General features: G+C 57.7%; 7 protein-coding genes. 1 reads left to right on the top strand and 6 read right to left on the bottom strand.

All coding sequences use genetic code 11. The features are described from left to right. Positions 1–419 precede the first annotated feature (419 nt). Complete coding sequence (locus tag EI293_RS20990; protein ID WP_125440521.1) at positions 420–1,100, bottom strand: hypothetical protein; 681 nt, start codon at positions 1,098–1,100, stop codon at positions 420–422. Between the two features lie 45 nt (positions 1,101–1,145). Here EI293_RS20990 and EI293_RS20985 point away from each other — a divergent pair, with 45 nt between their 5' ends. Further along, complete coding sequence (locus EI293_RS20985) at positions 1,146–1,694, top strand: hypothetical protein (protein WP_125440520.1); 549 nt, start codon at positions 1,146–1,148, stop codon at positions 1,692–1,694. Positions 1,695–1,727: 33 nt separating this feature from the next. Here EI293_RS20985 and EI293_RS20980 read toward each other — a convergent pair whose 3' ends face one another. The 5 genes from EI293_RS20980 to EI293_RS20960 form a co-directional block, all read right to left on the bottom strand. Further along, complete coding sequence (locus tag EI293_RS20980) at positions 1,728–2,150, bottom strand: hypothetical protein (protein WP_125440519.1); 423 nt, start codon at positions 2,148–2,150, stop codon at positions 1,728–1,730. Between the two features lie 255 nt (positions 2,151–2,405). Continuing rightward, positions 2,406–5,369: a DEAD/DEAH box helicase gene (locus tag EI293_RS20975; RefSeq protein ID WP_125440518.1), complete on the bottom strand. Its 2,964-nt coding sequence runs from the start codon at positions 5,367–5,369 to the stop codon at positions 2,406–2,408. A 440-nt stretch (positions 5,370–5,809) separates the two neighbouring features. Further along, complete coding sequence (locus EI293_RS20970; protein ID WP_125440517.1) at positions 5,810–7,705, bottom strand: DUF2075 domain-containing protein; 1,896 nt, start codon at positions 7,703–7,705, stop codon at positions 5,810–5,812. Next, the gene (locus EI293_RS20965) at positions 7,705–9,480 is read right to left on the bottom strand and encodes a DEAD/DEAH box helicase (protein WP_125440516.1); all 1,776 of its coding nucleotides are present in this window, start codon (positions 9,478–9,480) and stop codon (positions 7,705–7,707) included. Before EI293_RS20965 ends, EI293_RS20970 begins: the two co-directional genes overlap by 1 nt. Further along, positions 9,467–11,578 (bottom strand): DNA/RNA helicase domain-containing protein, encoded by a 2,112-nt coding sequence (locus EI293_RS20960; RefSeq protein WP_125440515.1) that lies wholly within the window; start codon positions 11,576–11,578, stop codon positions 9,467–9,469. The genes EI293_RS20965 and EI293_RS20960 overlap by 14 nt, the downstream gene beginning before the upstream one ends. Between the last annotated feature and the right edge of the window lie 126 nt (positions 11,579–11,704).

The following is an 11,704-nucleotide window of genomic DNA, read 5'->3' as shown; positions in this document are numbered from 1 at the left end:
GGCTCGCACGCGAGAGGCGCTGGAAAGCGTCATCCAAACTGCCATCGACTGGATAACCGAACAGGACGCAAAAAACTGGTTTGACCATTGTGGCTACCATGTACACTAACCTGAAATCTGCTCTAGGAGTGGAATGATTAGCAAGCCACAGGTTAACTCCGGCTGCTTTACTCTTTGTAGTTGCCAGCGAAGTCAACCAGATAGATATGCCCTCGGGTAGCGGCATTCTGCCGCCAATTCTTCATCGTGTAATCAGTATTGTGTTTCTCATCATACTGTTACGAATCCCGATAGGTATAATAGCTAATGCCGGAGACCACCAGCCTCGGCAGCTCATCTACCCGCGGCTCCTGCTTGGATGCCCCCCGTTCTTAACTAGGTGGCGGCAGATTCACAGATAACGCGGAACAGTTGAAGACTTAGCTATGCTTGTGTGACCGGCGGACAGGTAAATCCGGAACCGGCGCAGACGCTTTGGTAACCCCGTAGGCGGACTGCAGCCAGGCTCGCAACTGCTCATCATCCAGCTGCCGCTCAAGGGAATGAGTCAGCTTGTTCTCGAAGCGGGCCCGTGCCAACAGCAGCTGGTAGTAGGGATCATACCGGCCAGCCGCCAACTGCAGGTACACGGTGGTTTTACCTTCCTGGTATTCGGAGGTAATGCTTTCCACGAAGTAGGAATCGTGCCTCGTAATAGCGCTGAGAAAGTCAAGCTCAACGTTTTCGCCCACCGACGGGACGCGAGTCAGCTCGCACCAGACCAGCTGATTCTGGCGCTGGCCCGGGATGATGAAGCAGTGCGTGACCTGTGGGCAGCGGATGACGGTTTCCTCGGCCGCCAAAGCATCAAGGAAGGCCTGATAAAGCAACTCCAGGGTTGGTCGGAACCGGGCCGGCTTGAGGTGGGCCCGCTGCTGCAGCACTGCTAGGGTAGGAGGTTGATCCGGGTTCTCCCAGGCGAGTAACGCGGCTAGCAGCGATTCGAAGGGTTGCTCCTGCCCCTTCAGCCCGGACAGGGCCAGTGGGGAGCGCAGCAGGTCACGCAGCAGGTCCCGGGTGGGCAGCGACTCGATCTCCCGCTGATCATAGTACTTTGGCATGGGTTACTTGCTTAAAATAACCACTCAATATCGTTCAAAGTCCTTATGATCTATCCCAGCCTGTTGCGGCCGACATCTCAGGAGAGCTTCGCCTTGCCCAGCGGCCCGCTGGCAATTCCTAAAGCTGAGCTGACCTTGCGTCGCTGGGCTGGAGCGCAGGTAACAAACACGTTTGGCGGCAAGGCACTTATTGACTTTGCTGGCCGGCCCCTATTCGCCGAGCTGTGCGTCTACGAGTTGCTGCGGCTATCCGGCTGGGAGGCCCGGTGGGTGGAAACGTACGGGGCACCGGCAATGAGACCGAACCATTTCACGGCGTGGGCAGATGACCGGTTGGGGATGCAGCAGCACGATCCAATCATGGAGCCTTGGGTCATTGATAGCTTGGAGCGCATAGCTGCGGCGAACGTAAGCAGTTACGCCGGCTGCTGGGATGTTGTCGGATGGAATGGAACAGACCTCCTGTTTGCTGAGCTCAAGCGCCGCAAGCAGGACCGGGTGCGTTCTACCCAGCACCGTTGGTTAGAAGCTGGGCTCCAAGCCGGCCTGAAGCCCGGGAACTTCCTGCTGGTAGAATGGGACTTCGCTGATTGAGAGGATTGTGCTCGTACAATCTGTTTCTAGCGGTTACTGTGGCCCGGGGCTCTGCTTTGACAGGCGCTGGCGCCATACGGCAGCCAGCGCGAGGGCTACGGGCTTGAATTCCCCAGCCGAAAACTCGTCGGTTTTAGCGTTGTTGCACCAGTAGCAGCAAAGCGCCACGTTATTCTTGGTATAGCCCTGCTCAGGATCCCGGCAGTCAAACTCAAAGCTACTGCCCCGGGTGCTTAACCGCTTGGTCCGCACCAAGCCTCGCTGAATTAGCTGGCGAAAATCGCTTTCCGTGAGTTCGCAATACTCGCAGGCAAGCTCACCGTTTTGCGGGCTGACTAACTGCTTGAATTCTTCAGCGGTGATACAGTGATGCTGGTCGTGAATTGCCCGTAATTCTGCCTCCAGCGACGGGTTGTTTGCTCGCCATTGCCGGATGGCGGTGTCCAGGCTCTGCACAGTTTGACCGTGAGCAAACGGCTCGCTGAGGCTGCGGGCCTGGTGGGAGCGTAAGTAAGCGGCTCTTTCCTCTGCTGCCGGCTGAAAGTGACAGTATTCGTCCTGGCTAATGTGCCCTATACTCCCGTCCCTGCTCCGCAGGTAGCTCGTGGTAAGGAACAGGTCGAGGTGGCGCGCAAAGCTCCGCTTGCGGACAACGCTGTGTCGCGTAAGTAGAAATGGTAGCAAAAAATTAAGGAAGTAGTACTTCTAAGATTAAGCTGCGCCAATCACTTTCATTGGTTCGCAGTTGTTGTGCACAATGTAGTCGTTGGCAGCTGCTAACACATTGCCAGTCGTTGTTGTCAGTTCCGACTTGGATATGCCGGGTTGTACCAAGGTGATAGTATAGATAGAGCCAACAGCTAATATGCGGTCTTCTATGGTGTCAAAAACAGAGGCATCGCCGATTATAAATCGACTGGGATCCTTGCGAAATCTACGCTTTAGATTCTTTAACAGGGTGCGAGGCTCCTCTGTCCACTTGATGGACTTGGTGACTTGGGCACACACTTCATACACGTCACCTACCCGCTCACCCGCCTTCTTAGCTTTGGTAGCCTTGCAATGCACCAGTTCAATGGTGATCAACTTACCTGTGTCCTTGAAAAGGACAAAATCGGCTGTTTCTCCGCTTCCATGGTCATACAACACAACATCAAAATCGGTCGGGGAGGCTGCGTAGACCTGTTTTAAATGATCGTGGATGGAGATATACCCATGTTTAGCTCCATCGTACTCTTTGCTGGTATCGACTTTGGCGTTTTCCCAATCGTAGGGAGCAATTTGTGCGATATCAAAAGTGACTAAGCTTGCTGCGTCCTTTTTAGACAATTGGTTTCCATTCAATCGGGCAAAGTCCGCCGTGAATAATTGAATGGGACGAGTGCGCAGTCTCTCCAGCAAGGTCGCCCTTTGATTACCGCTTACCAGAAAAACATCACTGGCATTCGCGCTCAGAGGATAGAACATCTCTGGGTGGCTGAGTGAGAAGCCAACCTCTGCTTCAAAATTGTCGTGGAGCAGTCGAATAACAACTTCAGTTGTCGTTGTTCGGGTTAAATCAACCTCCAATTCAACCTCTAGTTGTGGAACTCTGACTGCTGTGCCCGATGCATCCTCAAAAGCCAATTCAACGGGTTTGACATAGGAAATGTCATTCCAGCGAGCCGATATGATGTTATGCGGCAAGGAGTCAACGGTGATCGGCGTTGACAGGTGGTCGAGCCCAGAGTTCGTGGTATGGTCAAGGGCCGTACGAATCTTCTCAGCCTGAGACTTACACCAGTTCACCAAGCTAGGCACTTGGATGTACTTCAAACTCCATACTTTGCTGCTGCTACTGTAGCCAATAGTCACCGGCTTGCCTGCTTCCGAGCCGCCCCCAAATACGTGGCCTCGCTGATAGTTCTTGCCATCGGTTTTAGTGACCGACTTGGAAGCGTTCGGTCCGGAATAGACCAAGTAGGAATTCGAAGTGACACTGTCCTGCGTTTTACGCATTCCGACGTGGTAAAACTTGGTCTCGGAGATGCCGGCCGTCACTTTTACAATGTCGGACATTGGCAACCCTTTCGTTACAGCTCCGATTATAGATTCACTGACCAATTCGTATAAATCATCACTTTTGGCACTGGAATTTATGAAAAGCAGTCGGTGCTCTTCGTTCCAGTAGAGGATTAGCAAGTTGTACTTGATCGTGTCAAATACATCCAAGGTGGTCCACTTGGGGGATTGCTTCTCCTGGGTGACAATGATGGTGGCGGAAAGCTCGGGGCTGTAACTGCGGTAGACCAGCTTGTTGGTGCTGGGGAAGTCAATCTCGCGCTCTAGATCCGGAGTGAAGGCCGGCGCATAGATTTTGACGTGCAGAAACGGCTTCAGGCTATATAGCGAAATGTCGACCGTCTCTTCCGTGGATTCGGTAGGTGCATTGAATTGGCTGAGCATTTCCCTCGTAACCACCTCCTCATCGATACGGGAGGCACTCAGATTCTGAATGATGTCCTGCCAAACAGCTCCCTCCTTGTAGAGCTTGCCGATTTCATCCTCAATCTCGTTGGGCAGGGCAACAAACTTTGCCAGCCCAATGTCCGAACTATTGGTTCTGGCAAACCGACCGATAAACTGCAGGGTGACTTCCAGCGATCTATGGGGCGTATGCACTGCCGCGATCTTTAGATTAGGAAAGTCAAATCCCTCTCCCAGCATATTGACGCACACGATGCCATCCAATTCACCCTTCTTCAGCTTGGTAATGGTCTGCTTGATGTAGCCGTACGTTAAGCCACTGTGAATGAGCCGCAGCTTTAAGCTCGTGTTTTTGGTGTAGAGTTCATGAAGCTCCTTCGCCCGGGACTTTCGATCCGTGCGGACCATGATATAGTGTTTCAAGTTGTTACGCCGGTCCTCAGCAAAGATCTCGGCGGCTTTAGTAGCAATGGCCAAGTCGGAGCTTGCAAAACCATGTTCGGCAGCGGCCTCAAATTTAACCTGACCGAATACGTTACTCTCGAAGGATTTTCGGAGTGGATAAGAAAAGATGAAGTCGCCCTTGATTTCCTTTTTGTCGCGCCGAAACGGGGTCGCCGTGAACAGGATCTTTTTGGCACTTGGTAGGGAATCCAGAATGGCCTGCCAACTGCCGGCTGCACTGTGGTGCGCCTCGTCTACCAGAATCAAGTCAAACAATCCCTCGGGTACCCTTGCCACGTCTTTAATGGCCGGACTCACGCTGTTGGGTGTGCTCACGACGACGTCATACTGGTCCATGGCGAGCCAGTCGGCCTCGGTTTTAACGTACCCTTCCACTTCGTGAACGCTGGGATTATCTGCGGCAGGCACTTGGACGGCGTCGAGGGCACCAATTTTACGCAAGACGGCCAAATCTTTGTAATCGTCGTGGATTTGGCTTCTAACCAGCCGGGAGGGAGTAATGACTAAGACCCTGGTTGCCCGCAGCAGGAATGGCGTCAGCATCAACACAGCCGTTTTTCCCGAGCCTGTGGGCATGGTAACCACCGCTGGTGTTTCTTTCAAAACAAAATGGGCTGATATTGCCCCCAAAGCCCCAATCTGGGAATCCCGAAGCCCATTTTTAGCTTCTTGGACGCCTTCTATAGCTGGAATTGCAAGCGGGTAGCGGATGGCAATGTGACGATCCAGGAAATAAGAAGACATAGCTAGTTGGCAAAAAGTGAAGGGTATATTGTTCCTAGCTTCCTTTTCCTGCTATTGGGTCAAGCATTGGTCACCAAAACCGTATTCTTGGAATTAGAATTTTTTGCCGCGCTACTCGCAGAAGGTCGAAACTTCAAGACCGCTAAAGTAGCCGTTTTCTATGACCAGCGGAGGAGCTTAATACTAGCTTTTACATGCACTGTACGGTGTCAGAAACGGCAGCTTATTCGCGACACCAAATTACTTCTCCCAGTTGAGGGAGATGACGAATACGCATTTTTTAATCATTGATGAAGAGCTGTTTCTCCCACAGTCCAACTCCAATTTGACCGTCAATGTTCGCCACATGACTCCTGATGATCAAGAGTTTCCTGCTTTGATTGGAGGATATAGATGCTTGTAGACATAGAAGGCCCAAGAGGTGGTGAATACAGCATTAATCATGAGGTTTCCATGCGGCTACGGAAGAACTGCCCCGTCTCCTCATCTTCAAAGTATACGTAGCAGCCCTTCATGCCCCGGGTCATCAGCACCTTGTAAGTATTGCGGAAGAACTCCACCCGCTCCTGATCGGTGAGCCGGCTCTGCTTCAGCGAGCTGTCGTGCGTCGCTTGGCTGTTGGCCATCCAAGACTGCTGGGCAAACCGGTAGGTTAGGTCGCGACCAACGATGACACCAACGTAGTCAAATTCAAAGCCCTGGGCCGTAAAGACGCACCCCACCTGCTCAAATCCGCCCGGTTCGGTGGCCCAGAGCGAGGACTTGGGAATACCGGGGGCCAGACGCTTCTTCGTCGACTTAGCATTCCACGGCCGGCGGTAGCTGATACCTGGCTGCTCAATCACCACATCCTCCACTAGGTAACCTTCGTCGGTTGGCTCGGACCAGGGCCAGCAGAAGCCGGCGACCATGCGGGCCGTGTGACCCTGCTGCAGCTGCGACTGCAGCAGCTCCTCCACGGCCATCGGGGTGGGCACGATCCGGAAATCATAACCCTCACCCGTGCCCCAGAGCACATTGGCCGTCCGCTTAATGCCTAGGGTATTGTCCAGCCAATTGATAAAGCCCGAGGAGCCGCTGCAGCGAAACTGCGCTTCCAGCTCGTGCTCTTTCACCACGGCCCCCGCTTGCTCGGCCTCCTGCCGCAGCATGTCGTAGGAGCCGATCTCGCCGGGGCGCACCCGCTGAAAGTCGTCGAGAAAAAACACCGTGACCATGGCCGCGCGCAGCAGCTCCTGCACCTGGTTGAGCCCGCTGCGTTTATCAGCCGCCGTAAACCGGTCCACGCTGGAGGAGCGGATGCGGTGGGCCTCGTCGCAGAGCAGCACGTCCAGCGCGTTCTCCGGGGCGGTAGCGTAGGCATTGAAATAGGTGAAGAAGGAGCGGCCCCGCCAGCCGAATTTGTCGCGCAGCGTCTCGGTAAAGGCTTTGGAGCCGGTGGCATAGTGCGCTTTGTAGCCTTGGCTCATTAGATCGGCCAGAAGGTTCAGGGCCACGACCGACTTGCCTGTACCGGGACCGCCCTTGACCAGGATAGCCGTTTTCTGGCCCGACTCGCGTGCGGCCAGCACGGCGGCAAACACCTGGTCGTAGACCAGCATCTGCTCATCCAGCAGCACGTAGGTCGCGTCCGTATCGATGAGGCTGACCACGTGATCCAGCAGCTTCTTGCTGGGCGCGTAGCGTCCCTGCTCAATGCGCCGCAGGGGCTCCAGGCCCTGCCCGCCGCCCAGGCGCCGCTGCAAAAAGTCACCCAGCTCCGTGCGCTGCTGCTGGCCAAATACCGGGAAGGATTCCAGCAGGCGATCAAACTTGGGTGCCAGCACCGCGTCAGCAGCCCCGAAGTGGTAGTTGTGCAGGTAGGAGCAGGCGTGCAGCTTGATGCGGTCGGACTCGCCGTTGAAGGCCGTGTGCACCTCGCGCAGGTAGCTGCGGTACTGCCCCACCTGCGCCGAAGGGTGAAGCACATCCTTTTTGGCGCCGTCCAGCCAGGTAACCACCTCGTGCTGCCCAGCCGACGGCTCTGTGCGCGACCACTGCTTGAGCTCGATGATGACGGCCCGCGGCTCCTGGCGGATGTCCGTGCCGCAGATCAGACAGTCCAGCCGCTTGGAGGTCAGGGGCAACTGGTACTCCAGCAGCACGCCGTGGTCCAGCAAGCCGGCCTGCTGGAATACCTCACTGACGGCCTGCAGGCTGTTCTGCCAGGACAGGATCTCGCCTTCGCGGGCCTGGTCGCGGTACTGCTCAAAGTAGGCCTGCTTGAGCAGGCCCACGATGGCCTGGTGGGCCGTGGCCGTGATAAATTCGGCGGAGCTGCCGGCGTACAGTCGCATTAGCGGGGATTGGATAGGTAGCGTAATTCGGAAAGGAGCAGATACTCATCGCTCGACTCGCGCAGGTAGGCCAGCTGGCTACGCAGCGCGTCGGCGGGAGGCAACTCCAGCAGCTCATCGCTGACGAAGAAAACCGCTTTGGCACGGGCCCGGCTCAAAGCCACGTTTAGTCGATTGGGCAGTAGCAGAAAGCGGCGGACCAGGCGCAGATACTCAGGGCTGTTAGCGGCAAAGGAAACCAGAATCAGCTCTACGCTGGCCCCCTGCACGCGCTCGACGGTATCGACGATTAGCTCTTTGGGTACTGCATCCAGGCGTAGGCGCAGCGCCTGCCGAATGGCCAGGACCTGCCGGCGGAAGGGCGCCACCACCGCGATTTCCCGGGCCGGCAGTCCGGCTGCCAGGCTGATGGCCACCAATTCCGCTATGGCCTGCGCTTCGGGTAGGTTTTCCTGCTCACAAGGCTCTTCGGTGGCATTGTTTACCCAGATCAGGGAAGCTTCCGGCCGGAGTACCCGGGCGATGGGGGCTGGAATTGTCGCTGGCAGCGCCAAACGCAGCCGGTGGCCCTGGGCGGCGGGAGCCGATTTAAGAAAGGACGTTAGGGTGTCAGCGTCCCGGTAGTAGAGCGTCCCGATAAGGTTGCTCAGCGGCGCGTTCAGTCGATAGGTGGTGTCGAGGGCAACCACGGCTTCGGGCTGCATCTGCCGGACCTGCTCAAATAGGGAGCGGGACAGCGGGTCACTGACCAGGCCGGGGTGGTAGATGGGCGGCATCTGGGCATCGTCCCCAAAGAGCATGACCGAGCCTGCCCCGAGTGAGCCCACCGCCAGCCCGTAGGTAAGCGGAATCTGCCCGGCCTCATCCACCAGCACGACCGTGGGCGCAAAGCCCGTAGTACGCAGCCCCAGATGCACGAGGGCCGCATAGTAAGACATGCCGATCACGCAGAACCCCGGCCGCTTCTTCTGCTTGTATAGGCGCTGAAACTCGGCGTAAGGCAAGCTGGGAATGGACTCGTCCAGCCCTTCCGCTTTGAGCACCTCGCCGATCTTGAACACGCTCAACTGAGAATCCAGGGCGCGGATGGCGTTCAGACAGTTGTTGACGGCCTGATGGGTGTGGGCCAGCACCACGATGCGCTGCTTCTTGCGGGCCAGCTGCTGGGCTGTTAGCGCCAGCACGTGCGTCTTGCCCGTGCCGGGCGGCCCCTGCACGGCCAGCAGGGAGGGCCGGCGCGTGCCACGGCGTACCACCCGCCGCTGCGAATCATTGAGTTGGCCGGCCACGTCCGTCAGTTGCTCCTCACTCAGCTCCAGTCCCCCGAACTGCTGGGGGGTGATCTTACGCTCGCCCCAGAGCAGGTCCAGGAAAGCAGCCCCGGGCGCGCCCGGCTCCAGTCGGCGCACCGATTGAATGATGGGATCCAGCAGCTGGCTCTTGTTGGACTGCAGCACGATCTGCGTAGCCGGCCGCACGTCGAAGTAGGCATGCAGCAGCACCAGAATCTCGCTGAAGCCGTTCTCGGCGATCGTGGCCGTGCTCCAGCGCCCGTTCAGGCTGATCTCCACCCAGTCGCCGGGCTTCCAGCGCGTGAGGTTCTCCTCGCAGGCCAGCAAGACCTCCACGCCTTCCTGGCGCAGCGGCCGCAGGTTCACAACGGCCAGGCCGCGCTGCACCCGCTCGGGCAGGCCCATGGCGTCAATCTGCCGAATGTCGGCCTCTACCAGCTCCTTTTCCTGCTCCAGGTAGGTCAGCAGCTCAGTGGTCTGCATCGGCCAGCAACTGCTGCAGGTGGGCCCGGGTCTGGGCGTCCTGCACGTACAAATACACGCCCTTGGTGGCGCGGGTCAGCAGAATGCGGTAGCCTTTGAGCACGGCCAGCAGGAGCTGATCCAGCCCGTCGGCTTGCTTCAAGGCCTTCTTGGACTTGGTGCTGGCAAAAGCGGTTTCGTGCACGTGCTCCGGATCGACCATCCACCGGCCCTCTCGCCAAATTAAGTCATTGAGCCAGAGCAGGCCGATATAGTCAAAGTCAAACCCCCGCACGACGTAGGGGCAGCCCACTTCGGCCAGTGGGTTCTGGTGCATTCTTGATCCTTCCGGAGCCTGCACGTACAGTGTGTAGTCCTCGGCCGGGGCGTAGTTCCAGGGCCGGGACCAGGACTGGCGCTGGCCGCTGGAATCAAGGTAGGAGAGGTAGAAATCCTGGTTTTTCGGCGCGACGCCGTGCACGTCGGTGGCCTTCTTGGTTTTCCATTCCACTGAGTAACTGGAAAGCAACCGCACCAGCTGCCCATCAGCGTGGTGCTGGCCGAGCACGGACTCCAACTCCGTGGGCGAGTCTACCAGCTGTAGCCCGAACGGCGCATCCGGCTTGGCCGGCGTCTTGCGCCAGTCCAGGGTGGTCGGCTCGTCATGGATACCAAACAAGCCCTCCATCCACTCCACATACTCGGTGGAGCCGCCGCAGCGGTACTGCGCCCCGCTCAAATCGACCGTATGCACCTGAGCCCCGAAGTCCTGGGCAAAGCGCTCCAGGTCGGCCGGAGTGGTGGTTTCGTTGTCGCGGTAGCTCTGCTTGGCGTCGAGCAGGAACACGCTGACCTGGGAGCAGCGCATGATGTGCCAGGCCTGAGGGCCGGCCTGCAGGCACCAGCCGGCGGAGAAGCCGATGTCGTGCCCTTCGGGGTTGATCAGGGCGTGCGCTTCGTCGACCACCGAGAGGAAGTTCATGTCGTCGGGCGTCTTGAAGTCCCCGATCTCCTGCCGCAGCACCTTCAGGTTCTCGCGCCAGGAGAAGGGCTTCATGGTGTAGCCCTCGCCCTGCAGCTGCTTAACCTGCTTGCCGTAGAGGCCGGGATTGAACTGGTTGGCGGGCAGCACGTGGTACTGGGCCCCGGTGATTTTACTGGCGGTGTCGAACACGTGCTTCATGTTCGTCTTCTGCGAGCTGGATGTCGTCACGAATGCCACGTTGCCGCGCGCGTTGTGGCGCAAGGCAGCCTCCACCCACAGGTTGGTGGCCAGGGCCGACTTGCCTGAGCCAGGCGGGCCCAGCACCAGCACCACGTGCTTCTGCTTAGGCTGCTGGCTGGCCTGCTCAATGGTCTGCAAGGCCAGCTCGTAGCCCAGGCGCTGCTTGTCCAGCAGCTCAAAGGGCCGGGAAGATGTATTGCGCAGGGAGCTGGCGACCTGCCGCAGCATGTTGCGGTCCTGCTTGTAGGTGCCGCGCTCAAAGTCGTGGGCAAACTGCTCGTCAGACTCCTGCAGCAGGCCAGCCAGGTGGCCAGCGAGCGTGCCCACGTCCTTGCCGGCACTGAATACCGGGTAGGTGCTGGTTAGCGAAGTGTGCGGTGGCTGGGTGTAGGCTGCTACGCTGGTCGTAGTCGTAAAGTACACGCACCCGTCTACCTGGGCCTGGTAGGCGTGCACGGCCGAGTGGAAGCGTTGGCAGTAGAGCGTATAGCCGCGCACCTGATCGGAGGGGTGCAGGCGATCCTGGCCGTGGTGGCGAATCAGGGCCTCGCTCACGCCCGGTTCGTCATCCTTGGTGTCCCAGTCCTTGAGCTCTACGATGACTACTTGCGCTTGGCCCTGGGCATTGCGCCCGAGTAGCACGACGTCGCACCAGGCCGAGGCGGCGGGCAGCTTGTATTCCAGCGTAACGCTGCCAAGGTATAGGTGTGCGCCCTTGATTTTTTGATTGAGCTGCTGGGCCTGCGCCAGCACTACGGACATCCGGGGCAGGGATTTCTGCCAGGCTTGTCGCTCGGCGGGCGTATCACGACCCGTGGTATACATGAGCTCGTCAATCAGCCCGTTCATGTCGGACTCTACGCGGTCGCAGAAAGTATCAATCGTAAATATCACGTCAGCTTGAATACAGGCAAATGGGGACTCAAGGTACCAATCTGAAGCTAATTAATGCACGGAAATACCTGAAGGGTAGAGGGGGGAAGCACAGGTTGCCATCCTTGCTTTTATCGATTAAATTCA

This window comes from Hymenobacter perfusus (genome assembly GCF_003944765.1).
Classification (GTDB): Bacteria; Bacteroidota; Bacteroidia; order Cytophagales; family Hymenobacteraceae; genus Hymenobacter; species Hymenobacter perfusus.
The sequence above is the reverse complement of the archived record's forward strand: the minus strand, read 5'-3'. Positions and strand labels throughout refer to the sequence as shown.